Source organism: Odoribacter sp. AF15-53 (genome assembly GCF_003479425.1).
Lineage (GTDB): Bacteria > Bacteroidota > Bacteroidia > Bacteroidales > Marinifilaceae > Butyricimonas.
This window is the reverse complement of sequence record NZ_QUHC01000006.1, coordinates 1-25,948: the sequence shown is the minus strand read 5'-3', so window position 1 is coordinate 25,948 and position 25,948 is coordinate 1. Positions and strand designations below refer to the sequence as shown.

At 44.1% G+C, this 25,948-nt stretch carries 18 protein-coding genes and 1 tRNA gene; 7 read left to right on the top strand and 12 right to left on the bottom strand.

Going from position 1 to position 25,948, the window contains the following annotated elements:
- Positions 1-5 precede the first annotated feature (5 nt).
- Positions 6-674: a hypothetical protein gene (locus tag DWW52_RS13215; protein ID WP_118715986.1), complete on the top strand. Its 669-nt coding sequence runs from the start codon at positions 6-8 to the stop codon at positions 672-674.
- A 120-nt stretch (positions 675-794) separates the two neighbouring features.
- Complete coding sequence (locus DWW52_RS13210) at positions 795-2,072, top strand: hypothetical protein (RefSeq protein WP_118715985.1); 1,278 nt, start codon at positions 795-797, stop codon at positions 2,070-2,072.
- Between the two features lie 154 nt (positions 2,073-2,226).
- On the opposite strand, the gene DWW52_RS13205 is transcribed toward DWW52_RS13210, so the two are convergent.
- The gene (locus tag DWW52_RS13205) at positions 2,227-2,601 is read right to left on the bottom strand and encodes a cupin domain-containing protein (protein WP_118715984.1); all 375 of its coding nucleotides are present in this window, start codon (positions 2,599-2,601) and stop codon (positions 2,227-2,229) included.
- 294 nt (positions 2,602-2,895) lie between these two features.
- Between DWW52_RS13205 and DWW52_RS13200 the strand changes: the two genes are divergently transcribed.
- On the top strand, positions 2,896-5,061 hold the full coding sequence (locus tag DWW52_RS13200; RefSeq protein WP_118716169.1) for a S46 family peptidase: 2,166 nt from the start codon (positions 2,896-2,898) through the stop codon (positions 5,059-5,061).
- Between the two features lie 233 nt (positions 5,062-5,294).
- Here the strand turns inward: DWW52_RS13200 and DWW52_RS13195 are convergent, their stop codons facing one another.
- From DWW52_RS13195 to DWW52_RS13160, 8 genes are all read right to left on the bottom strand, one after another.
- Positions 5,295-6,785 (bottom strand): hypothetical protein, encoded by a 1,491-nt coding sequence (locus DWW52_RS13195; RefSeq protein ID WP_118715983.1) that lies wholly within the window; start codon positions 6,783-6,785, stop codon positions 5,295-5,297.
- 18 nt (positions 6,786-6,803) lie between these two features.
- On the bottom strand, positions 6,804-7,820 hold the full coding sequence (locus DWW52_RS13190; RefSeq protein WP_118715982.1) for a hypothetical protein: 1,017 nt from the start codon (positions 7,818-7,820) through the stop codon (positions 6,804-6,806).
- A 90-nt stretch (positions 7,821-7,910) separates the two neighbouring features.
- Entirely contained in the window at positions 7,911-8,984 is a 1,074-nt protein-coding gene (locus DWW52_RS13185) for a FimB/Mfa2 family fimbrial subunit (RefSeq protein WP_118715981.1), read from the bottom strand.
- A gap of 34 nt (positions 8,985-9,018) precedes the next feature.
- Complete coding sequence (locus tag DWW52_RS13180; protein WP_118715980.1) at positions 9,019-9,918, bottom strand: hypothetical protein; 900 nt, start codon at positions 9,916-9,918, stop codon at positions 9,019-9,021.
- A gap of 113 nt (positions 9,919-10,031) precedes the next feature.
- Positions 10,032-13,166, bottom strand: a complete 3,135-nt coding sequence (locus tag DWW52_RS13175; protein WP_118715979.1) for an efflux RND transporter permease subunit — start codon at positions 13,164-13,166, stop codon at positions 10,032-10,034.
- Between the two features lie 84 nt (positions 13,167-13,250).
- The gene (locus DWW52_RS13170) at positions 13,251-14,342 is read right to left on the bottom strand and encodes an efflux RND transporter periplasmic adaptor subunit (RefSeq protein ID WP_118715978.1); all 1,092 of its coding nucleotides are present in this window, start codon (positions 14,340-14,342) and stop codon (positions 13,251-13,253) included.
- A 79-nt stretch (positions 14,343-14,421) separates the two neighbouring features.
- Positions 14,422-15,900: an efflux transporter outer membrane subunit gene (locus DWW52_RS13165; RefSeq protein WP_118715977.1), complete on the bottom strand. Its 1,479-nt coding sequence runs from the start codon at positions 15,898-15,900 to the stop codon at positions 14,422-14,424.
- A 218-nt stretch (positions 15,901-16,118) separates the two neighbouring features.
- Positions 16,119-17,315 (bottom strand): DUF4252 domain-containing protein, encoded by a 1,197-nt coding sequence (locus tag DWW52_RS13160; protein ID WP_118715976.1) that lies wholly within the window; start codon positions 17,313-17,315, stop codon positions 16,119-16,121.
- Positions 17,316-17,552: 237 nt separating this feature from the next.
- Between DWW52_RS13160 and DWW52_RS13155 the strand changes: the two genes are divergently transcribed.
- Positions 17,553-18,773 carry a 3-deoxy-D-manno-octulosonic acid transferase gene (locus DWW52_RS13155; protein WP_118715975.1) on the top strand — a complete coding sequence of 407 codons (1,221 nt, stop codon included), beginning with the start codon at positions 17,553-17,555 and terminating at the stop codon, positions 18,771-18,773.
- On the opposite strand, the gene DWW52_RS13150 is transcribed toward DWW52_RS13155, so the two are convergent.
- Positions 18,762-20,126 (bottom strand): S28 family serine protease, encoded by a 1,365-nt coding sequence (locus DWW52_RS13150; protein WP_118715974.1) that lies wholly within the window; start codon positions 20,124-20,126, stop codon positions 18,762-18,764. The genes DWW52_RS13155 and DWW52_RS13150 overlap by 12 nt on opposite strands.
- A gap of 115 nt (positions 20,127-20,241) precedes the next feature.
- Here DWW52_RS13150 and DWW52_RS13145 point away from each other — a divergent pair, with 115 nt between their 5' ends.
- On the top strand, positions 20,242-20,706 hold the full coding sequence (locus DWW52_RS13145) for a DUF2059 domain-containing protein (RefSeq protein ID WP_118715973.1): 465 nt from the start codon (positions 20,242-20,244) through the stop codon (positions 20,704-20,706).
- 160 nt (positions 20,707-20,866) lie between these two features.
- On the top strand, positions 20,867-22,219 hold the full coding sequence (locus DWW52_RS13140; protein ID WP_118715972.1) for an MATE family efflux transporter: 1,353 nt from the start codon (positions 20,867-20,869) through the stop codon (positions 22,217-22,219).
- A gap of 136 nt (positions 22,220-22,355) precedes the next feature.
- Here DWW52_RS13140 and DWW52_RS13135 read toward each other — a convergent pair whose 3' ends face one another.
- Both DWW52_RS13135 and DWW52_RS13130 read right to left on the bottom strand, forming a co-directional pair.
- Positions 22,356-22,976, bottom strand: coding sequence for an HAD family phosphatase (locus tag DWW52_RS13135; protein ID WP_233556901.1), 621 nt, complete (start codon positions 22,974-22,976; stop codon positions 22,356-22,358).
- A 20-nt stretch (positions 22,977-22,996) separates the two neighbouring features.
- Entirely contained in the window at positions 22,997-25,405 is a 2,409-nt protein-coding gene (locus DWW52_RS13130) for a TonB-dependent receptor (RefSeq protein ID WP_118715971.1), read from the bottom strand.
- Between the two features lie 341 nt (positions 25,406-25,746).
- Between DWW52_RS13130 and DWW52_RS13125 the strand changes: the two genes are divergently transcribed.
- Positions 25,747-25,831, top strand: a tRNA-Leu gene (locus tag DWW52_RS13125).
- Positions 25,832-25,948: the final 117 nt, after the last annotated feature.

The following is a 25,948-nucleotide window of genomic DNA, read 5'->3' as shown; positions in this document are numbered from 1 at the left end:
ACCAAATGAAAAAAGTAATTCTAATATTATTGGTAAACCTGCTATGTGGTATATTGGCAAAAGCGGGTGTTGTTCGAGATTATGGTATGATTATCGATACTTTGCCACAGAGAGTAATTAATGGTTTAACAGTTATACCTATAAGGGTTAGTAACAAAGAATCGACAGAAGTATTTTGGGAGTTACGTATACCCGGATTCGAAAAGAAATATCAGCATTTCGAGAGTAAGTATCCGGGATGTATCAATTATAATTTAATGACAGAGGAGATAGAAAATATTGTGCGGAGTTGGCCGGATTATATTTGGCAGAAGATTGTTCCCGCAGAGATAAAAACACGGGTAAAAGATATATCTGGACGGAAAGATTTTGAAATAACTCTCCACCTTAACAAAGAAGGAGATGTTTTTGATATTACATTTTGGATGAGTAACAATATATTCCAAGTCTTAGATTCTCTTGCCAAAAACACGATGAAAGAGTTATACGATAACCTATCAAAAGAGTCTTGTGAAATAATTAAACAAGCTGAATTTTTAATTTTTGACGAACACTATCCTGGGAAAGAATATATCAGCATAAAGATGCCTTGGGCTGTTTATGACATGTTCGGAACATTTAATTTCAAAAAGGCACTAAAGGAAGCTGATGAGGAGTTGAAAAAAGTAAATTGAAATAACATGCTTGAATCCAAAATTGCCTCATGTTCTTCAAAATGAATATCTGATGTTTGGAATATTATCATTATAAAAAGATGATGTGATGAATTTTTATTAACCAATAACCTATGAATTATGAAAAAGTTGTATTTTATTCTATGGGTATTTTTGGCTTGTTTTGTTGTTTTTCCTCCAGTAGAAGTTTCCGGGCAAAGCGTGGTGCTTATCGAGAAGGATACTTTTCAGATGTATTCCAATCCTTTAGGGGCGGATTCAACGTTATCGGCTAAAGTGTCGGATCGTTTATATGACTCTTGCTATATCCGGGATTTATCGGTCAGTGTGGAGTGGTGGCGATTACAGAATGATTCGTTGTTTCTGGAGAAGATCGAGGATTGTTACAGCACAGTACGTTCTGACGATCATAAAATGGTCTTTATGGATTTAGAGGGTATTTTTGACGATTATGTGCAGGATGGAAAAGTTTTTGCCTCGTGGTTTAGTGGTGAGCTGAACGTGGTAGGAGGGGAATGTATTCATCGGGGAGGTATGGGATTTCGGTCGGATTACGAGGATGAATGGATCTACCGGGTGGAAAACGGACGAGTGGTTTCCCGATCGACTTATCGTAATGTATGGAAAGAAACTGTTTTTTCGGTGGAATATACGTTACCATTAATCGAGACGTTGTTTAACGGGGATCGCTTCCCGGAGTTGGCAAATAAGTATTTGCTTGCTAAAGTACAGGTAATTTCCCGGCCTGACGGTAGCATTGACAGTTTAGGGATTGCGGTGCGTGTGGTACCGGATAAATCCTCTATTAGTCAGGTGAGAGACAATGACGGGAAATGGATTGAAAATGATTTTTCCAACCCCTATATACAAGAATTGAAGGAATGCGTGCTGCTTGTCCCCGCATGGGATTACGTGAAACTTTGCGGTCGAGTGCATTCGCAGCCGGGAAGTGAACTGAGAGTATGGGAAGGTAAGGGATGTAAAGCTGTTTATCGTGATTCTCACTGGAATTTCGGGATGACGGACACGCTTCGGATGGATGGTCGAGCTTATAAATTAGAAAATTATCCTCTTCAATATGATATGAATCTTTACGCCCGTATTCGTTCCTTGCTGCGGGACGAGTTTACCCCTCGTTGTTTGCGAGGATATACTGCTTGCTGGGAAATCCGGGATGGTTTTCTTTATTTGATTTCACTTCGAGGAGCCGAGTCGGGGAAGATAATTTCTTTTGATGTTATTTTTCCTGGGAGTGATGGATCACCGATAAAGGCGATATGGTACACGGGAGAATTGCATTTATCTACCGGGAATAATGTGGATTATGTTAACTTTTCTCGGGGAAATGCTAGCGAAGAGATTTCTTATAAAGTAAGAAAGGGAAAGATTCTTAAATAAACTATTTCATGTTTCTAATCTTTCAGGTTTGCCACGGAATACGTTAGTAGAAAGAACTGGAGAGAAAAATCGAGTGAAATATATAAATTCAAGAAGGCGAAACAGGGATATTCATTCCCTGTTTTGTTTTCTTGAGTTTTGATGATATAATGACTCAATCATTCCCGATAGGGTCAATTCCTTTATTTTCGATCATCAGGACAATGGCTTTCTGTTTTGCGATAGGTCTGTGCATGATACCTTTGGGTACGCATACACCTTCGAATTGTCCCAGTTCGAAATTGCCCTTTTCTGTTTCCAGAACAATGGAACCATCAATAACAAAAAAGAGTTCGTCGTCATGATCGTGTTTATGCAGATGATATTCTCCTTCGAAGATCCCAAGTCTGAATACCGAGGAATTGACCTCGCATAATGATTGGTTGAACCATTTATCGGTACATTCTTTTACAATTTCCGGTACATTGATCTTTTCCAGGTAATTGTATTTAATGTCCATTTGCATGTTGTAATTTAATTTCTGTTTCATGTGAGATTCTTTATTCTAATAATTGAGTTTATAATTTTTGTCGATACCTAAAAGCTCCGGCATTGCAAGAGGCCGGATTATTCTTCCCAACAAGTACAAAGATACTAAATCTAGCGGACTCGGATACATGTTTATACAATGAATAGAATGTTATAATAATATTAAATCACGGGGAGTTACGTGAAATTTCTATGAATTAAATTGTATATTCGCGATCGTTTGTTGGAGGCGTGGGAATTTTTGACCGGAATTATATTAGATCAAGATTATATATTAAACGTGAAATTTAAACAGATGAAGAGAGTTTTTATTATTGTATTTGCTTTACTTTCAGCGTCAATAGCGCGGGCGGATGAAGGTATGTGGCTGTTGTCCTTGCTTGGAAAGAACATCGAACAGATGCAGGCACAAGGATGTAAATTGACAGCGGAAGATATCTATTCCGTGAATCAGGCTTCATTGAAAGACGCTATTGTTGGGTTAGGTAAAGTGGAGAGTCCTTTCTGGCATTTCTGTTCAGGAGAGATTATTTCCGACAAAGGTTTGGTTCTGACAAACCACCACTGCGGATTCGATGTGATCCAAAAACATTCTACCTTGGAACACGATTACTTGACGAATGGTTTCTGGGCTTACAAGCATTCGGATGAATTGCCGAATCCGGGAATCACGGCTTCTATCCTGCAACGTATGGAAGATGTAACCGATCAGGTAAATGCCGTTTTGAACGATAACATGACTGAAGAGGAACGTGCTGAAGCTATCGAGCGAATTTCCGCTCAAATTGTTGCCAAGGCTGTGCAAGGAACTGACTTGAGAGCTCAGGTAAAGGATATGTTCGAAGGGAATCAATTCTTCTTGTTAGTATATAAAATTTACCAAGATGTTCGTTTGGTTGGAGCTCCGCCACAGAGCATGGGTAAATTCGGAGGAGACACGGATAACTGGGTATGGCCGCGTCACACGGCAGACTTCTCCATGATGCGTATCTACACGGGGCCGAACGGGGAGCCTGCATCTTATTCTCCGAATAATGTTCCGTTGAAACCGAGACATCATTTGCCGGTTTCTGCCAAGGGTGTGCAAGATGGTGATTTCGCCATGATCATGGGATTTCCCGGAACGACGGATCGTTTCCTGACTAGCTTCGGTTTGAAAGAGACGATGGATGTTACCAACGATATCCGTTACAAGGTACGTACGGAAAAATTGCGGGTGATGAAAGAAGGAATGGATGCTGATCCGAAAACTCGTATTCAGTACGCTTCAAAACACGCGCAATGTGCTAACTACTGGAAGTATTCTCACGAGCAGAATATCGCTTTGAAGAATTTGAACACGATGGGCGAGAAAGAGAAGATCGAGCGTGAATTCACGACTTGGGTAAACGCTGATCCGGCTCGTCAGGCTAAATATGGTAAAGTGTTAAGTATGATTAAGGAAGGATACGAGGCTATGCACCCGTATAACGAGGCTTCTTCTTATATGCAGGAAGCTGCCCTTCAAGGTCCTGAAGTACCGTTGTTCGCTTTCCGCGTATCTAACACGTTGGAGAGAGCTTTGGATGCAGAAAAAACTCCGGCTCCCATGAAAGATATGTTTATGCAGGCTATCCGGGAAAATGCAAAAGCGTTCTTCAAGGATTTCAATAAGGATGTGGATAAAAACCTGATGGCTACGTTGTTCAAAATGTATAACGATAACGTGGCTGCCGAGTGGCATCCGGAAGTGATCAATATGATCAACAAGAAATACAAAGGTAACTACGAGAAGTTCGCTAAAGAATTATCCGATAAATCTATCTTCACGGATGAGGCTCGTTTTAACGCCTTCCTTGAGAAGCCGGATATGAAAAAATTGCAGAAAGATTTGGGGTATATTACCGGGAAATCAATTTTCGAAACCTACCAGAAGTTGGGTGGAGCTACAAACTCTATGCGTAACAATATCGCCAAGGGCGACCGCTTGTTCGTGAGAGGATTGATGGAAATGAACCCGGAGAAGGTATGGGCTCCGAATGCAAACTCCACGATTCGTTTGACTTACGGTAACGTGAAAAGTTACAAACCGAGAGATGCCGTTTTCTATGATTACTACACGACGTTGACGGGGGTAATGGAAAAAGAAGGTCCTAAAGGTGGCGAATTCGAAGTTCCGCAACAATTGAAAGATTTGTATAATGCTAAGAATTTCGGACGTTACGGGGCTGATAATATCTCTGTAAACTTTATCACGAATAACGATATCACGGGAGGAAACTCCGGTTCTCCGGTTATTAACGGTTACGGCGAGTTGATCGGAACAGCGTTTGACGGAAACTCTGAGGCAATGTCCGGTGATATTGATTTCGAGGAAAACTTGCAAAGATGTATCAACTTGGATACTCGTTACATGTTGTTCATCGTGGACAAAATGGCTAATGCACAGAACTTGATTGACGAAATGACGATTGTTTACTAGTCAATAAACGATAATATAAAACAGGCTGTCTATTCATCGACAGCCTGTTTTTTTATTATTCAGGTAGAATGTTTATCGTGAATGCAACCGGAACGGAATAAAGAGTTGTTGCTTGATTGATGGCCAGTTTCAATTTGGACGGGGACGTAGTGAGAGTCGGTTTTTGATTTATGCGGTGGATTTCTCCACAAGATTATAGCAATAGTAAGCCTGCAGCGATATAGATAATTCTTTCATTGATATGTCGTGGGAGTACTCCATTTACCGCTAATCGTTAAGTTGTCGATGGCAAGTACGGGAAGGTTTATCGGAACGGAGACCGTAATGTTATTTAATGGTGTGAGAACAATAGCCAAAAGGGCACCAATGCCGGGAAGCCCTGTCAGTAAGTTCGTGATGTTGGTTACGTTACCCAGTTTCACGCTTAGGGTTAAGGGGGACGAACCGGTTTGGGGGTTATAGGATTTCAGATAGATATCCACGAGCGAGTAGCCCGCTTTATATTGAATGTTTGTCAATGTGTTGTTTCTCAGAGAGTCGGTAATGTCGACGAACGAGCCGTTCAGAAGCAGGGAACCGTCGATAGTTCTATCAATAAGTAATCCGGATATAAGTCCTTGTTTGATCACGTTAATTTTTTGTATATTATATAGTCCGGAAAAGCCTTTTATGTATATGCATTTTTGCTTGAAATACTGGTCGGTGGTGAATTTGAATCCGAAACGCTGAATCCCGGTGTAATATTCTTGTACGACGAGGTCAAAATTGATTGATTTGGGAAAATTTTTAAGAGAAACGATAGCCGTGTTTGCCTCGTTGAATTCCCAGGGATTGAGTAATGTCCCGAGTTTCTCGAGTAAGGTATTTTGGTCGGAGTTCCCAGTTAGGGCAATACCGATCTGGTTCACGAGACTTTGTAATAATTGGTTGTACAGGGCATTGACGACAGGAGTGAGTAACCTGCCGACAATGGTATCTGTTGCGGCTGTAATACCTCCCAGTGGAGCGAGTAGAATTGTACCCACGGGACCGAGGGCGGCTTTTACTTCTGTTGTTAAGACCGATTTTGCCGTGTTCGTGATTATGTTTTTGTAATTCATTTGGGTTACAATGTTTTGTACCAGTTGATTGAGGGCTTGTTGGGCATCAACGGTGTTCCGGTGTACGTTTAGTTTTCCCAAAATGCGTTGTAGCAAGACGGAAGGTGTTGCGTTCGTGTTCGAGAACGGGACTTTGGCCCAATAATATTCCGTGTTGTCCGAGAATTCCGTGTTGGGAAGATTGATTCTGCCATTACCGAATGTTGTCTGGTAATTTGTCAGAATATTGGAATAGTTTACCGGATTTTCCGGTGTCGCGTAAGGGAATAATGCTTTTTCCGTGTTGGCGAGAAAAACGGCTTGGTAGCTTCCCAAGGGTAAGGTGTCTTGAACGATCGGGAGAGGCCATGATGGGGTCGCCCCGCCGGGAATAAGAATGACTCGTTCTTTGACAAATTCTCCGGAGGATTTGTAAAGAACGTAGAGTAACGACTGTACCCGTGTGTCAGGTCCGGAAATGGCGGCTCGCGAAAGGGAGGTAAATGTTACTACAAAGTGATCGGCAGGAATATTGGAAGAGGTGTTGCTTGATGGAATTTCGAGGATTGTTTCTTCTTCTTCGGCATGACATCCGATGAAAGTAAATGGTAGAAGCATTCCGATGATGTATAATAACTTTTTCATGTTTAGCGTATTTTGGAGTTATTGTAGGCCGTCCCATTTATTGTCATCCAGGTTAATCGTGTAACTTAACGTGAATCCCAGATTGATTTTGTTGTATGAGCCTTCGATCTTAACCACGTGATTGGGGTTAAGTGAAATGCTGTTCCCGTTTGAAATGGCCGAATCCGCTACTTTTATCATATAGGTTTCTGTCGTAGAACCGTAATTTACGTTTAGGTATAATTTCGTGTTATAGTTACTTTTTGTTGGAAGTAAAAGGTTGCTAAAAAGGACTTTATTGTTTGAAGGTACTAACTTTTGTATAAGTCGGCTTTCGCCGTCCCCTGTAGTTTGTATAAGAGAGGGAATAGTATCGCTTACACGGGTTGCTTTTACCATTCTTTCGGCACTAAGAGAGAGCGATTTCACGTAGCCGGGAATACCCGCAATTTGTACAATTAGCCCGCTGACAAGGCGTTTCAGTTGTCCGGTTAAGGATATGTTCGTGTTACTGCTTGGCGTGAATGTTGTTCCAAGAGAAGTCCCGTTATTTGTGGCCGTGCAGAACGTGGTAAAGAATTCCGGGATCACGTTGGGTTGTTTCGGGTAAAGGTGAAAATTATCTAAACGGGTAGGTGTCGTTGCCGATCCGATGGTGAATTTGTTATTTATGCTAGCTTGGTTATTGAAATCAAAATCACCGGAGTTGTACCCGATAACCATCACTTGATAAGTAAAATCTTTCGGGAGTTTTAAGGTTAGGTTGCCGGAAGGGAATGTCGCAATATCCCATTGGCGTGCGAAATTGTAGAGCGGGGTGAAATTGTTAAGATTATTGTCGGGAAATGAAGGATTGATTTTTTGGAAAGGTAAAACCAGAATCCGATTGACAGAATGTGTAGGGTCTCCTAATGCTCTGGTCGTTATCTTTTGATTGATAGACAAGTCGACAGGAAGAGTTATCTCGGAGTCTTCCGGGGATTCCGTCCGGGTACATCCCGTGAACAAGGTGACTATCAGGTATGATAGAATAATATGTAATATCCTGGTTCTCATGATTCTTTCCTTTGTGGTTAAAAGTGGAATGATTGAGTTTTGGATACTGATAATTCCGAGCACATCGGAATTATCAGTAAATAGGTATCATTATTGTATGACTAAATTGTGGAATTGAGCCCAGTTGGGGTTGATTGTGATAGCGATAACCTGATCTTTTAACAAGTCTATGGGGGCGTCATCATCTCCCGTATCCGGGGTGCCTCCTCCGGTCGTGTCTCCTTTGGTTACTTTTTGACCGAGAGCATAAAAATGATTAGCGAGAATATCCATGGTAACGTTGCCGCTATTAAGAACATTCCAGCTTTTTAGGATGTTATTCGTGGCCCCGTATAATCGGAGTTGCATCGTGATGTTGCTTACAGGTAGAACAAATTTTCCCGTAAGTTGTGAATTTGCTACTTTCACGACACCCTGTCCGCTTAAATCACTCCCGGCAAAGACACCTTCGGGGGTGACTGTTTGCCCGGAGAGGTCAATGTTGAATACTTCATAATCTGTTGCAGTGGGAGTTGAGCCGATACCGCTGTAAAGATTGACTTGTTTGTCGGCATTGGTCATTACCAGGCGTAATGATTTCACGTTGTCACTTCCGATCATGGCCGGTACGTTTTTGAAGTATCCGAGGATTCCGGCGATCTTTCGGGTCATTTCGATACTGACACGAACTCCTTCCGAACTTACCGTTACGCTTTTATCTCCCGCGAATATTTCGGACTCTTGTCCCGGTGTCGGCACCGTTGCCGTTACATCCGTGATTTTAGAAGTTCCCCGGGTGAGGGTTGCCAACGTGTAATTGTCTGTTAGTTCACGTCCCACGACAAGAAACTGGTAATCGGTCTTTTGAAGCCGGTTGAGAGGTTCGATCGTGAATCGCATGAATGTACTCCCTTTTGACCAGTTGGGGACAACGTAAGTGGTGTCATACAAATAGTCATTTCCACTTTTTTTGAAAGCGAGGATAGAAACTCTTTCGACTTCCTGAATCGCTTCCTGGCTATACAACGGGCGTGTTCTTGATGTGATCCCGTTTTCCAGTTTGTTCACCGTGGCTAGTTCAAAAACAATGCCTTCGGAGGGTATGTCTGTTGATTCTTGCGAATCATTTTTCGAGCAAGCAAACATACTGATGCTTGCTAATGCAATTAAATAAAATTTTCTCATGATTAATTAAGTTTAGATTAGTTGGAATTTTAGTCTATAAGGTAATATCTAAATTGTGTAATTTCTGCCAACTGCCATACAAGTACATCCATATTTCAATACCGTCGGGAGTGAAGTTTAGTTTGACGACAGAGATTTCATTGCGTGCTGTCGTGAATTCCAGATCCGGAAGAATAGAATAAGGTGTTACTTTGTCTTTGGCAAAAAGTGAAAGGCGGAGAGTGGATTTCTTTCCGGCAAGGGTCGGTGCCGTGAAAGTTGATAATGTTGCCGAGGGCGACGATACTTGCGTGAAGGATTTGTTCACGGATATATCTCCTGACGGAGTTGCAAGCCGGTCTATGTATTGTCCGACATGACTGATCTGCTCGTCTACTCTGGAGAGTGAATCGGGGGCATTTTCCACAAGGATTACCAATAAACCTTTCGTACGGTTCATGGCGAGGGTGTATTCCGAGGTTGATTCCGAAAGTGTAAGCGTGTCGTGTCCGAAATAGGTATCAAACTGTTCTTGATTGTTGGCATGTAATGGAATTATCGTCTCTCTTAGTAGGGGAATTTTATCAATATTCCCCAATGCTGTCAGTAAGTATTTCCCTTCGGGAATGTCACTTACGTTGATCGTGTACGACTGTTCATCGGATTCCACGAGAGACGGGGATAATTCGATAACAGTTTCTTGGTTTTCCAGATGTTGCAATTGATAAGTGAGGTCCCCGATGTAAGCCCGGAAAGGTTGGGATTCATCTTTCGGTTGAATCTGTGAAATATCGGAAATGTTAAAGTAATTTTTATCTTTTACATTTAATGAAATCCGATATACCGGAGGACATTTCCTATCCGGTTCCGACAAACAGGAAGAAAAAAACAGTGCATGTATGGCTATGAATGCGAGGCCATACAGCACTATGTAGAGTTCTTTTTCGGCTTGCATAGTTTGGTTAGTTTAGTATTATGCTAAACGTAACATTTAAGAAAAAGTTATGTCTAAATGCGTAATATTTATATTCATCAAATGAAATCTGGTGTTAAATTTGAAAATAGTTGTTATTCTTTAAGTGCTTGTTTCGGTTTGCGGGTAAAACGTTCTTGTAGAGACTGCATAACATAGTAAAAATTAGGCATAAAGAGCGTGCCTACCAAGGAGGTCATCAACATCCCGGCGAAAACGGCTATTCCCAACGAGATACGACTTGCTGCCCCGGCTCCGGTGGATATGACCAACGGGAAGACTCCGAGAATAAAAGCGAACGAAGTCATGAGAATCGGGCGTAAACGTACCCTCCCGGCTTCAAGGGCTGCTTCGGCGATCGGTTTTCCGGCTGCACGATAATCCCTGGCAAATTCCACGATCAGGATCGCATTTTTAGCCGTGAGGGCTATAAGCAGGATGATACCGATCTGGGTGTAAACACTGATCGGGAGATTCATGACGAGACATCCGATGATAACACCTAATAATGCGATCGGTAATCCCATGATGACGGCAAAAGGGGAGGTCCAGCTTTCATATTGTGCGGCAAGAATAAGGAATGCCACAAGGATAGCGAGAATAAAGATTATCGTGGTGGTCGATCCTGCACTTTCCTCTTGGTAGGCCAGCCCGGTCCATTCGTACCCGAAGGTGTTACCAAGTTCTTTATCGAACACTTGCTGCATGATTGTTAGGGCTTGTCCGGAACTATATCCGGGGGCCGCACTTCCTGATATGGAAGCTGCCGCATAAGTATTGTATTTGGGTAGAAGTTCCGTACCCAGGCGTTGTTCGACAGTCGTGAAAGCCGAGAAGGGCACCATTTCGCCTTGTGAGTTTTTAACGTTTAGGAAAAGAACGTCGTCTATAACTCTTCTGCTGGAAGGTTCTCCTTGAAGTTTTACTTGAAATGTCCTGCCGAATTTTACGAAGTTGTTCACGTAAATGGAACCGATGTAAGCCGATAGGGCATTGAACACGTTTCCTATCGGGATTTGCATGAGTTCTACTTTGTCCCGGTCTATATTCAGGTAATACTGTGGGACACTGGCACTGAATGTTGACCGGAGCATGGCTAAACCTGGCGTTTGATTTCCTGCATCAACCAAATGGTCGATGGCCTGTTGAAGGGAGGTCGAACCATAGTTGTTGATATCTTCGAGCATAAGTTCGAAGCCGCTACTTTCGCCTAATCCGGGGATCGGAGGGGGAGAGACGGCATAACTTTGAGCTTCTGGAATTTCCGCATAGGCCAGTTCATTAAATTGGGCGGTGATCGCATCGACGCCTAATGCTTTACTCTTTCGTTGATCCCAGTTTTCGAGCATGACGAATATGGATGCCGCGTTGGAATTTTGAGCATTATCCATCATCGAGAATCCGTTTATGGTAATATAAGTCCTCACCCCGTCTATTTGTTTTAGTATGTCACCCGCTTTACCGGATGCTTCCTGCGTGCGGGAAAGGGAAGCCCCGTCAGGAAGTTGCATGGAAACGACGAAATAACCTTGATCTTCGTTCGGGACAAAAGTTGTCGGTTGGCGTAAGAATCCAACGAAGGCTAACACCGCGAGGATTAAAAAGGCGAGGATGGTCAATGCTGATTTCCGGATAAAACCGCGGACTACCCACATGTACCCGTTTGTCGTTTTCTCGAAGAACTTGTTGAACCCCTTGAACAAGAAGAAACGGGATGGTTTTGCAGGCTTCAGGAACAAGGCGCATAGTGCCGGGCTTAATGTTAATGCGTTGAAACCGCTGATAACGGTCGCTGCGGCAATGGTCAGGGCGAATTGTTTGTAAAGCATTCCCGTGATCCCCCCGATGAATGCGGTGGGGATAAACACGGCCAGCAGGACAAGAATAATGCCGATGATGGCTCCTGAAACTTCTTTCATGGCTTGGGTTACGGCGGACTTCATATCGGGGTATTTCCCGGTTTCGATGAGTCGATAGCTATTTTCTACAATAATAATCGCGTCGTCGACCACCAACCCGATGGCTAGTACCAATCCGAAAAGTGTCAGCGTGTTGATCGAGAATCCCATGAGTCCCATAAACGTAAATGTCCCGACAAGCGATACGGGAATGGCGATCAGGGGTATAAGCATGGCTCGCCAGTTTTGCAGGAATATTAGGATCACGATAAGCACGAGAATAAATGCAGTGCCGAGAGTTTTATATATTTCTTTCACCGATGCCTGAATAAATTCCGTGGTGTCAAGTGTGATATTCAAGTGTACTCCTTGGGGTAAATAGGAGGAAAGAGTTTGTACCCGTGATTTGATGCGTTGAGCAACATCCAACGCGTTGGCTCCGGGGAGTTGGTAAATGGCGATAGCAGCCACGGATTGGCCTTTCAATAATGCGGTAGTTGAATAAGATTGACTACCCAATTCTATTGTGGCTACATCTTTCAGGCGGAGGTATTTCCCGTCGGGGAGTGTCTTTATGATAATATTTCCGAATTCTTCTTCATTGACCAGAAGTCCCTGGGTTTCCAGCGTGTACTGGAATGATACGGGGCCGGCAAGTGGCGGTGCACCTACGGCTCCGGGGGCTACTTGTATGTTTTGGCTTTCGATTGCCGCAAGAATTTCTTGTGGGCTGACACCTCGGATTGTTAAAAGATCGGGGTTTAGCCAGAGGCGCATACTGTAATTTCCAGCTCCGAATGAACCGACACTTCCCACACCTTTGACCCGCGACAGTTCGTTCACGAGATTCAGTTCCGCGTAGTTGGAAAGGTATAAGGCGTCATAACTAGGGTTGTCGGAGGTCAGCGTGAGGAACATCACCACGTTTGTCGATTCTTTGGTTGTTGTAACTCCAATTTTGGTTACTTCTTGGGGAAGTGAACTGAGAGTCATGTTTACTCGGTTTTGTACGAGAACGGTTGCCATATCAAGATCGGTACCGACTTCAAACGTGACAGTGAGGCGGTAGACGCCCGCGCTAGAAGAAGTGGATGACATATAAAGCATACCTTCGACCCCGTTCACTTGTTGTTCTATCGGGGTGGCGACCATTTGTGCGATCGTGGTAGCATTGGCTCCTGGATATTGTGCTTCCACGACAACCGTGGGTGGGGTTATCGTGGGATATTGTTCTACGGGAAGTGACTTTAACGTGACCAGTCCTGCAACCACGATCAGTATTGACAGAACGGTGGCAAATATCGGACGGTTTATGAAGAACTTAGACATCATAATTAAGTGATTAAATGATTAAATGATTCGGTGATTTTTGAGTGGGGAGGTCGTGTGGAAATCTTCTAATCGGCAATCGCCGAATCACAGAATGGGTTCGATTTTCATTCCCGGACGAACGTTGATGAGGGCCTTGGTCACGTAGCGATCTTCGAGCGTGAGACCATCAATGATTTCCCGCATACCATCAGGGGTAAGGACGCCGACTTTCACTTGTCGGAATTCAACCGTGTTGTCCGCTCCTACCAGATAAACATAGCGTCCGCCCTGATTGGTGCCTAAGGAGGATTCCGGGATGACGATGGCTTTCGGAACACTTTTATAAGGAACGATCACTTTCACGTACATGCCGCTTAGTAAATCCCCATTCGGATTTCGGGCAATGGCCCGCAGGTTGAGAGTTCCTGTGTTAAGGTCGATATTCGGGGAACTGTAATCAAGGGCGGCAATCCACGTCTTTTCGGGATTATTCACATCCTGAATCGTGATCGGGAGTGCCGAAGGAGTGTTTTTGGGAAGTTGTGCAAAGTCCGGGTAGGCCATGTTGAAATAAAGATACATCTGGTTGTCTTTATATATAGTAGCCAGGGCCGAGTTGTTGTCATCGGTCCCTACCATGTTGCCCGGGTCCACGAGGTTCCTGGAAATGCGTCCGGTGAAAGGAGCTTTTACGATACAATATGACAGGTCAATATTTGCCAAGCTGAGTTGACTTCGGGCATCCTCGTATGCGGCGACGGCTTCCCCGTAATCAGATTGTGCCTGTAAGTAGTCTATTTCGCTGACTGCTTTTGTTTTCACGGCTTCCTGCATCCGCTCGTAAGAGGCTTTCGTGTAGGCTAGTTTTGATTTACTGCTTTCCACGTTGGCTTCAGCCTGTGTCACTTTGTCCTTGTAAGGTTGAGGTTCGATGACAAAAAGGGTTTGCCCTTCACGTACCCGTTGACCGGGGGTAAATTGGAAAGATTCCAAGTATCCCGATATCCGGGCTACGAGATTTACCGTTTGTTCGGCTTGCAAGTATCCCGGATACTCGAACGTGTAAACAACTGTTCGGAGTTGAGGATGATCTACTTCTACTTTCGGGGCCGGAGCGGCTTCTTGTTGTTTTTTCGATTTCCCACATCCGGCAAAAAGAAGCAGGGTTACAATGAAAATACTAGCGAATGCTTTCATATAGTTTAGTTTATAACGTTCATTAAGTCTAGTTCTGTTCTAAAATGAGGGCTGGTCTCGTGTGGTTGGAATTTAAAATCTAAAATTCACTGACTGGCCAGCCACCTCCGAGAGCCTGATAAAGTTCAATCAGGTAACGGAGTGATGCTGTTCTGGCCTCCACTAGGGAATTTTCGTAATTCAAGAGGCTGATCTGCGAACTCAACACGTTCTGATAACTCGTCAACCCGTTTCTATATTGTTCTACGGCCAGATCAAGAGTTAATTGCGATTGTTGGTATGCGTCGTTCAAAGCGGATATTTGTTGGAGTGATTTGTTGTAGGTAACCAGGGCGTTGTCTACTTCTTGCAGGGCTGTCAGCAACGTCAGGTTATACGAGTTGATCTCTTCGTCAAGTTGTAATTGAGCGGATTTTTTGGATTCGACTAGATTACGTCCGCTGAAGATGGTCCATTTTATAGAGGGGGCGATTTGCCAGATCATGTTCTCTTTATTCGTGAACTGTTCGAAGTTCTCGGAGGAATACCCGAAGAATCCGGTTACCAGGAATTTGGGCCACCAGTCGGCACGACTCGCTCCCACGGCTTCGGCCAACCCGTCAATCGTTCTTTCGGCAGAACGCACGTCAGGACGTTGGCGGATCAAGTTTGCCGGAATGCCGTTAGCTGCTTGGCGGGGATTGGTCGGTATCGGTCGGGGTTTCTGTAAGGAATCCCGGATGGCCACGGAATGTTCGCCAAGTAGAACACCTATCAGGTTGATCTGTTGGGCTATCGTCGATTCTATGCCCGGAAGCGATGCTTTGGTTTGCAGGTAGAGACTTTTTGCTTGTGCGGCGTCAAGTTGTGAAGCCAGTCCGACTTTGAGTTTTGACTCGGTGAGTTCCATAACTTGTTTCTGCGATTCGATATTCTTGCGGGTTACTTCCAGTTGTTTCTGGGCACACCGGAGATTCATGTAAGCCGTGGATAGCTGAGCAGCGAGAGATACCATGACCCCCCGGTAATCTTCTTGGGCCGCAAGATAGAATTCTTTCTGGGAAGAACTCTCTTTTCGGATTCTCCCGAATACGTCGAGTTCCCAGTTCAGATTCACGGTAGCGGTTCCGTTCCGTTCAATGATATTCTTTTTGTCAGCACTAAGACTACTTTTTTCCGGTGCGTAACTGGCGGAAAAATAAATGGTCGGGTAATAAGGGCTACGATCTACTCGTAGTTTGGCTTTTGCCATTTCAATCTTGCGAATGGCATTACGCACGTCGTAGTTTTTGAGGACGGCTTTATCAATAAGCGTGTCGAGCATTGGATCTTTGAACAGTTGCCACCATTCATCGTTGGAGGGTAATGTTTGTTGCAGGTTCTGTTGTTCGCTCGTTCTTTTATAAGGTTTGAATTTCTCAGGCTCGTCTTTATCCGGTAAGGTATTCATGGAAGTTCTTCCTTGCCCGGCAGGGTATGTCCCCGTGTTCCGGGAAGAATACCCGGATAGAGGCATCAAAGTAAATAGAATGAATGACAGGAAACAGCCTCCTGTTCTCGTAATAGCAGCCAGTCTCATAGCGTAATCGTTGATTATTAGTTTATCACGGGTCTCTAACAAGTCAATTGACGCATAACTACCACCCCTGCCCCCTCCTTATGCGGGCGGAGAAACCGCTTGGTAACTAATCCTCCCCCTGTGTAAGGGGAGGAGGCGAAGGGGTAGTGAGTTTGTAGAAAAATGGACTTGTTAAACAACCCCGTGTCTGCTGCTATACGGTTTTTTAAGGAAAAATGTTAGAAAAGGAAGCCCATTTTATCCGTGACGATAATCACCTGTGCCGACGGGGCTCCCAGTAACTGGCGTTCCAGTTCAGAAGCCGGACGGATTTGGATGATTTGTATCGGATCAATGTTGAAACTTTTTGTCAGGCGGTTATTGATAATTAATGCCGGTTCTTCCAGTTTTTCCGGGTTTACCGTGTATTCCTGTTTGTTGTATTTGTATTTTAACACGCCGTTGGCATAACTGATGAATTGCCCTTTTTTCTGTTTGGTGTTGATGATCACGTATGATTTTTTGGCGTTTGTCGGGGATGTGATCATGTTCACGGTGGCGATTTCGTCAGGGATACCGTTCTTGAGCGAGTCCGGAGCGTATTCAATACCATCAATGAGATAGGATATTTCCGAGTTCTTGGCATTTACCTTGATACGAGTTTTCCCGTTTTCCTGGATCACTTCCAGACCATTGGAAATTGATTCGCCCATGACATCCGTGTCCGATGCTCCCCCGAACAAGGGGCCCATATCGCGGAACATTTCTTCGGCTTTTTTGAGCATATCATCCATATTGCCAAAGCTCTCTCTCAATGAGCCAAAGGGGTCTTTCCCGAGAATGGAATCTCTTTTTATCCCGAAGCGTTCTTCCATTTTTTTGATGAAATCGGTGCTAGTTCCTGTTTGCCGGGAGGCAGGCATATTGATGTAGGCCAACCGGTCAAGCCCCTTAACGTTTAAGGCATCGGCAATTTCATCTACCTTATCTAAACGGATATTCCCTTTCAGTTCGATGATTGACAGCATTTCCGCATCCTCGCTCCATAGCACGAGTGAAGTAATTCGTTCATCAGCCTGCGTCACGTAAAGACGTTCTTGGCCGTAAGCTCCCCGGTGACTTCGCACAAGGTTGTATTTGGATTCGTTCTCCACGATAGGAGATAATCGCCGGGATATATCCTCGGTAACTTTCGGGGTGGCCCGTTCGATGTCGACTTGCATGACATTAATCTCTTTGATATTTTTCAAAGCGTCTTCGGCGGCAAGAGATAGATCGCCTTGTTTATAAAGACTGTAAAGCGACGGGGTTAACAGGGTTACCGTTACACCCTCTTTGTTCCGGAATGCTTTCATTTCCTTGCCGACCTGCGCTTGCAGCGGGAGGATCATGACAAGGCTTACAATCATACATGTTAATAGACCTCTGATCTTCATAACCTAATTATTTTTATTGTTGTACTGACACATACTTTTTATTCAGAGAGTAAATTTAATGGAATAACTCATTCATTCTCCCCTGCTTAACGTTATTTACAAAAGTTATACCATTGGGCGATAAATTTTATACCTTTGAAGCCGTGAATTGATTGTAAATTGTAAATTTTAGATTTTAAATTATTCTCGGAGTCATAGATACAATTTAAAATCTAAAATCTAAAATCTAAAATGTCTATGGTCTATAATATCGGAATCATTGCATATCGTTGTGCTATTGGGGTAGCATCTCTTTTTAACGAGAAGGCGTCATTGTGGGTAAAAGGACGAAAAGGAATATGGAAACGAATGGGATCCGTGGAGCGTGGAAAAGGGCGTTTGGTTTGGTTTCATGCGGCCTCTTTGGGTGAGTTCGAACAGGGACGTCCGGTAATAGAAAAACTGAAAGAGATCGAGCCTTACACGAAAGTTTTGTTGACATTCTTTTCTCCTTCCGGTTACGAGATTCGCAAGAATTACCAGGGAGCGGATTACATATATTACTTACCGATTGACACACCTTCGAATGCTCGGCATTTCGTGGAAACATGGCGTCCTGATGCAGTCGTGTTCGTGAAGTACGAGTATTGGTATAATTACTTGAACGAGTTACATAAACGGGATATTCCGACCTACTTGATTTCGGCTATTTTCCGTCGAGAACAGCCTTTTTTCAAGAAGTGGGGGAACCTGCATCGTCGGATGCTTGGCTTTTTTACCCGGCTTTTCGTGCAGGACGAGGAGTCTGTGAAATTGCTGTCATCCATAGGAATCACTCACGTGCAACAAACCGGGGATACACGTTTTGATCGGGTTAAGCAGATTGCTGATGCGGCGAAACGGATTGAAAAAGTCGAGGCTTTCTGTAATGATCGACGGGCGGTTGTTTGCGGGAGTACTTGGCCGGGAGACGAGGATATTATTCTGGATTACATCAACAAACAGGAGGGGAATTACAAATGGATTATCGTGCCTCACGAGATCGGGGAGGGGCATATCCGTGATATATTGGGCAAATGTCGAAAACCGGTGGCCCGTTATACGGACGAGACTGCAGACGTGACGAAATGTCAGATTCTTGTGGTGGATACGATCGGGGTGCTGTCCTCTATTTATCGTTACGGTTCTATTTCTTATATCGGGGGCGGTTTTGGTAAGGGCATTCATAATACCTTGGAAGCTGCGATATATGGCATCCCGGTTGTTTTTGGTCCGAAGTACCACAAATTCAAGGAGGCTGTTGATCTGATCGCCTGCGGTGGAGCTTTCTCGATCAACGATAAGGAGCAATTCACCTCGTTGCTGGACTCTTTAATAAATAGCCCGGCAATCGCAGAAGCGGCCGGGCAAAGTGCTTTAAAATTTGTCAATCAACAACTCGGAGCAACGAGCGTGATTATTCGTCAATTAGTAGACTAGTTCTTCTATTTCTTCTTCGACTTCTGTACCTGTGAGCCATGCTTTCAAGTGTTTTACAATGGCTTCACGGGTAAGGATCTCGAAACTGGCGATCCGGCATTTATGATCCATGTCGCCTTTCACGTATTTCAAACATTTCGTGTTTTTCTTTAAGTCGACAGCCGTTGCACTCCACGGATCAAGTCCCCCGTAAATGAAGAGGATATTTTCGGCATCGGTTTGTAGCCATTGGTTGATGTCTTGCATCTGCTTCGTGTTGAACGGGGTGTTTTCGTATCCCTTGGGCATGGCAAAATCGAAAGTAATGATGTTTTCCGGTTCGTCCTTGAAGAATTTTTTGAATGGCTTGATATTATAAGCGTACATTCCTGTTTCGGTTAATGCCGCGTAATAAAAAGCCTGTAAGTTCTGGATAGAACGATCGTCGAAGAAATCCGGGGAAGAGACTTTTACCAAGTAGTTGAAAATTTCGTCATAATCGTCTTCTTCCGGTTGGGGCATCTCGTTGATCTTATTACCCCATTGCCAGAATGCGAATGGGAATTCTAGGATCGTGAGTTTTAAAGCCCGTTCCGTTCCTCCTACTTTATTGAACGTATATCCTTTTGCCTGCATAAGTTGTTCCAGACGGGGCATAAGTTGATCCAGATTTTCAAAACATCTCTTTTGGAAATCGAATATTTGCCATTTGATTTCTTTTCCCCCGCCTTCTAGTAATTTCCTGTTTTCCGGGGTCCCACCCAGTTTGGAAAGGAATTTTTCTAACCGGGGATCAATTTTTTCCAAATTGATCGGGGCTACGTAGGGAACACTTAATTCAACATCATTCGGGTAGAAATAGCGGTGATAAACAGTTGTTTGTCCTCCCTTGCTGATTCCGGTTGAAACCCATCTCGTGTTGGGATACACTTTTTGGCGCAAGGTTTGAATGATCTTGTGTTGATCCGTGGCAGCCTGTTTTAAGGTCAGGTCGGCCCAAGGGGTATCCCCTTCAGGTTTACTCTTGTTGAAGAAACGATGCTCGATCGTGAGTTGGTTGGTTTTGAATAGTTGGGATAATTCACTAGGCATGGGAGAGAAAATTCCATAACCTTCCAGAATGGCCACCATGGGAGCCTTAAAGTCCCGGTGTCCTAGTAATACCTTTTGTTTGAAAGAACCTTTCGATGGGTTCTCGTGGTCTATGGGCTGTTCGTACCAAAATTCATAATATTCCGTGTATGACGGAACTTTTAATTCTTTAATATCGGATATTTCTTTGATTTGCTGTAATTTCTGTAATAACGGGCCATCGGCGAACACCGTGTTGCTGGCTAATAATAGGGTGACAAAAAGTAAAAATACGTATCTCATAGTTCAGTTCTTTATATTGAGGATGCAAGGTATAAATTATTTCTGTTTTTTCTCGTATCAGCGACACTTTTGTATAAAAAAGATACCTTTGCTACACAATTTAAAACGTGATATTATGAAAAAGATTTTATTTATTCTTGTCTTTGTTTTAGGAGTCAGTGTGGTAACAATGGCTCAAACGGCACAGAATCAACCTTCGAAAGAATATGTTGCAGAGCTAAAGAAAATGATCGTGTCATCCGGGAGTGATGCTACGTTTAAAGTGATGATTCCGCAGATGTTTGCGATGATGAAACAACAACTTCCCAATGTGCCCGCTGAATTTTGGACCGAGACGGAAAAGGAGATGATGAAAACATTGGTAGATGATCTGGTAGAAATGTTGGCCCCGATCTATCAAAAACATTTAACCTTGAAAGATTTGCAAGAAATCGTGAAATTTTACGAATCTCCTATTGGTAAAAAAATGGCTGCTGCTCAACCTGCTATTACATCGGAAAGTATGAAAGTCGGACAACAATGGGGGATGAATATCGCTATGAAAGTGCAGGAGGCGTTGAAGGCGAAAGGATATATGTAATAGAGTTTATAAGGTCCATAAAGTCTATAAAGTTCGTAAGGTCTGTAGCCCCCTGCGGGGCGCTTTGTTCATGGCAGTTATTGCTGCCGTTCAATACAGTCAGAAGCACGCCCGTAACTTTATAAACTTTATGAACCTTATAAACTTTACAAACTTTTTTATGAGTTGGTTACGGAAATATAGACAGGATTATTTGGCGACAATCAAGATCGGGGTTCCTATCGTGTTGGGACAATTGGGGATCGTGGTGGTCGGTCTGGTGGATAATATCATGGTAGGACATTTCAGCACGTCCGATTTGGCTGCGGCCTCTTTCGTGAATAGCGTGTTTAATATTCCTATTTTGTTCGGGATGGGATTCTCCTACGGGCTGACCCCTTTGGTCGGGCAGTTTTTTGGTCGGGGAGATAAGTTTCGAGTGGGTGGATTGTTGCGTAATAGTTTGTTAGCCAATTTAATGATTGGTATATTTCTTTCTATGGCTATGGGTGTAATGTTTCTGAACATTCATAGGATGGGACAGCCGGAGGAGTTGTTGCCCTTGATACGTCCTTATTTTCTGTTGCAACTGACCTCTCTTGTTTTCGTCATGATGTTCAACAGTTTTAAGCAGTTTGCCGACGGGATCACGGACACGAAGACCCCGATGTGGATAATGTTGTCGGCGAACGGGTTGAATATAATCGGAAATTCCATGTTGATCTATGGTGTTGCGGGACTTCCAGCCCTGGGATTGACGGGGGCGGGAATATCCACGTTGGCATCGAGAATCTTTATGTTTGTTGCCTTCGCAATACTTTTTTTCCGCAAACGACCTTACCGGTGTTATCTTGTCGGGTATCGGGGAACGTCATACAATACGGGGGATCTGAAAATATTGAACAAGATGGGAATGATGGTAGGTTTGCAAATGGGAATGGAAACAGCTTTGTTCAGTATCAGCGGGGTGATGATCGGTTGGTTAGGAACAATAGCCTTGGCAGCTCATCAAGTAGTGGCTTCTATATCGACGTTAGGATACATGGTGTATTACGGTGTGGGTGCCGCAGTCTCTATTCGAGTGAGTAATTTTTATGGTCGGGGGGATTTGCTTGGAGTAAGACGGGCGACTTTGGCGGGAACGCATCTACTGGCTATGTTGGCGATCACTGTTTCTTTATTCTTTTTACTCGTGCGGGGGCATATCGGATGGTTGTACACCTCGTCGGAAGAGGTCGTTGATCTGGTAGCCGTGTTAATGGTTATTTTGGTATTCTACCAGTTTGGTGACAGTTTACAAATTATCTTTGCCAATGCGCTACGGGGCGTTGCAGACGTGACTTCCATGGCGGTAATCTCTTTTATCGGTTATTTCGTGATCGCTTTACCCGTTTCTTATATTTGTGGATTCGTGTTGAATGGAGGAATTGAGGGTATATGGGTAGGATATCCCGTTGGGTTAACTCTCACGGGGGCGATGCTGTGCTGGCGTTTCTACTACTTTTTGCGAAAAAGAAAACACTCTAAATTTTAGAAGTTGTTTAAAAGTCCCATGATCTTGAATTACCACCCCTGTCTTCTCCTTACACAGGCGGGGAAAATCGCTTGGTAATCAACTCTCCCTCTGTGTAGGGGGAACCGGAGGGGTTAGTTGTTTTGAAGATAGCTTCTTAAAATTTAGTATTTAATATCTCTACTCTAAGCCTGTTCTTGATCTCTTGGTAGCCTTTGTGTCGTTCCGTAAAATGTACCGTGTTTATTCCCACTGCTTGTGCGGCTTTCACGTTGGCTTCGAGGTCGTCGATAAACAGGGATTCTTCCGGTTTCAGGTGATAACGATTCAGGATCAGGTCGTAAATTTCCCGGTCGGGTTTCACCATGTGCTCGATAGCGGATATGATTTGCCCGTCGAAAAACTTGAAAACTTCTCGGATTTTCAGGTATTCATAGAAATCGAGAGACATGTTGGAGAGGCAATACAGTTTATAACCTCGTTTGGAAAGTTCTTTGATCAATGCTTCCGTTTCGGGTATCGTCACTAGCGTATGTTTCACGTGTTCCACGAATTCGTCACAATCTTCAATAGGGCAGCCGGATAGTACGGAAGCTTTGGTAATTAACTCCTGACGACTCAGAACGCCTTTGTCGTATGCCGTCCAGTAACCCCGGAAAAGCCCGTTTTCTTTGACGAAATTCACGAGTACCGGATTCCCGTTGAACGTGTCGATTACTCGTTTTGCATTCCATTCAACAACAACACCTCCCAGGTCAAAAATAATATTCTTCATCATCTTGTTAATCGGTTATAGTTTTAAAATTCAACAATGATACCCACGGACGGGAGCAGGCTTCCCGTGTCGTTTTTTATGTATCTCATCAAGTAATGGTCGGGGCGTTCGGGATCAATCTTGTAACTCCCGTCCGAATTCTCCTGTGGCACGAGTAAATCAGGGCTTTTCGTCTTATGGTTATAGATATTCTGTATATCGGCATACAGAATCAACGACCATTTTTTGAAATAAAAACTCCGGTCTACCCGAATATCCAGTTGGTGGAAAGAGGATGCCCGTTCACTGTTAAAACGAGAATAATCGAGATAAGGTTGTCTTTTCACGTCCCAAGCCGCGATGAGGGAACTGGTTTCCAGGTCGTAAGGCGTGAAAGGAGCCCCGTTCGTGAATCTCCATTTCATACCGATATCCCAAAGTCCCAGCTTACGGGTGGCCGTGAGGGAGAGGATATGGCGATTGTCCCAACTGCTGGGGATGTATTCCGAGGTGGGGTGCAAGGTGTGATCCATTTTCTTGAATTCGGAATAGTAATACGTGTAGGCCATGGAAGCCACGATCCCGAAAAACTCCTGCGTGCGGATCATCAATTCAACCCCGTACGCCCGTCCTTCTCCGAGAGATTTCACGGGTTCATCGCCCACCGCCACATAGTCGGTTCCTTTGTTGGCAAGCACGATGCTATCCAACAGAGAGACGGGGTAGTGGTCGTATGTCTTGTAGAAACCTTCCAGCGTGATCTTCGTGCGACTACCGGGACGGTATTCAATACCCGCCACGTAATGATTCGTGCCGATATATTTCATCCCGTTCTCTTTGTTGATCAGGTTCCCCTGCTGATCAGCGTATCCCATGGTCGTGTACGAAGGGAGTTGGTAATAGCGTCCCGCGTTGGCGTTAACGAACCATTCAGGAGAAAGCGAGTAGGAGAGGGAGAGACGGGGGGATAACTGTTTGAACGGGTTGTTCATCCCTGACGTGTAACTGTTCCCGTCAGCCCGAATGCCGACAGAAACGGATAAGCGTTCTAAAAAGAAATTCTTGCTTACCTGCCCGAATATTGCCCATTTGAAGAAATTGAAATCCCGGTCGTAGTGTACGTTATTCAATTCTCCCAGGGCGTAAAGTTCTCGTTCGGTTTTGTTTTTATACGAGGCGTATTCTACCCCGACCCCGGCGTTCAATTTGATATCGTGTCGCAACAGACGATTATGTTCGAAGCGAAATTTATTTTCCGTTTCACCGGAATTGTAATCCACCAGTTTGGCGCTATTCTTGTTGTTGTCGGTGTACTTCTCAATCTCGTTTTGCAGGGTACTGCGACTGAGAACGAAAAGATTATTCCAGCGATTCCCGTAGTGCTTGTACGTGATGCCGATCGTGTAGCTCCATTGCACGCTTTCCGGCAGGTAATTCAGCATGTATTTCTGGTCGTCATCAGGGTCTTTCATCCCTTTATTCAGGTTATTCACGTCGTATGCCCCGATGCCGAGAATCGTCAACTCGTTCTTTTGGTTGAACTTGGTTTCTGTCTTGAACTGAAAATCGTTGTACACGGGTAGGAAAGGAAGCCCGATCATGTCGAACAGGAATTTTAGGTAACTCCTGCGGGCGGACATGATAAATGTGGTTTTAGGGGCTAATGGTCCGTCGAGTGACAAACCGAAATCGGTGGCTCCGAATGTTCCCCGTATTTTTATTTTATCGGGGTTCCCGGCAATCTGTCTAAAGTCGAGCAAGGAACTCATCAAGTTGCCTCGGGAAGAGGGAAAAGCACCTGAATAAAAATTCACTTCTTTCACGAAATCAATATTCACGATACTCACCACCCCACCCGATGCTCCTTGCGTGGCGAAGTGATTCAAGTTGGGTAATTCCACGTCGTCCAGATAAAAACGGTTCTCGCTGGGGCCTCCTCCCCGTACGATAAAATCATTCCGGAAAGCTGGGGAAGATAACACGCCCGGCATGGATTGCAACACTTTCGATATATCTCGGTTCCCTCCCGGATTTTTCTCTATCTCCGCAATCCCGATACGTTGCAGGGATACCGGGCTGTCGGCTGTCTTGCGGAACGGGTTGGCCTTGACAGTCACTTGTTCTAGGTTTACCTGACTTTCTTCCAGCATCACGTTCACGGTACGTTCCGAAGCTGTGTTGACCATAAATTCTTCCGACAACTTCGTGGTATATCCCACGTTACTTACTTCCAGTCGATTGAAACCCAACGGGACATTCTCGATGCGGAAATACCCTTTTTCGTCGGTTGCGGTGCCTATGGTCGTTTTCCATACGACGACATTGGCGAACGGTATCGGTTCATTGTTCTTACTATCGAGAATACGTCCCTTCACGACACCTTTTTGTTGTGCGGAAACCAGAACGGGAATGAGCAATAACAGGGTGAAAACTAATCGTGTTATATTTTTCATGTTAATAGAATGTCTCTGTGTTACAAAGGTAATCAAAATGACCAATCTGGCAATAGGAGGCCTCTCGAAGTAATACTTGCGTAAATCTAGAGTAATTCCGGGGTAATAATCTCCCCTTTTATTCCCCTTCTGTTTATCGGCCTATTCGATTACGGAGTAATAAAGGGGAACTGGAGAGCCTTTGGCGGAGCAGGATTATTACCCCGTGGATACCCATTGATTTTCTTGTGATTACTGGGAATGCGGATCATTCGTGTAAATAATTTCATATTTTCTTGTAAAAAAAAAGTCATTTTGTTTGGAGTTTGAGAAAAAACACCTACTTTTGCACCCGAGTTCACGCCCAGGTGGCGGAATTGGTAGACGCGCTGGACTCAAAATCCAGTGTCCCTTAAAGACGTGCGGGTTCGATTCCCGCCCTGGGTACACAAAAATCGAAAGAAAGCCCTCTTGGTCGAAAGATGAAGAGGGTTTTTCTTTTGTCCGAGAGAATCGCTATCTTTGTAATACTAAAGGCTCACGTGAAAAATTAGGTGGATCATC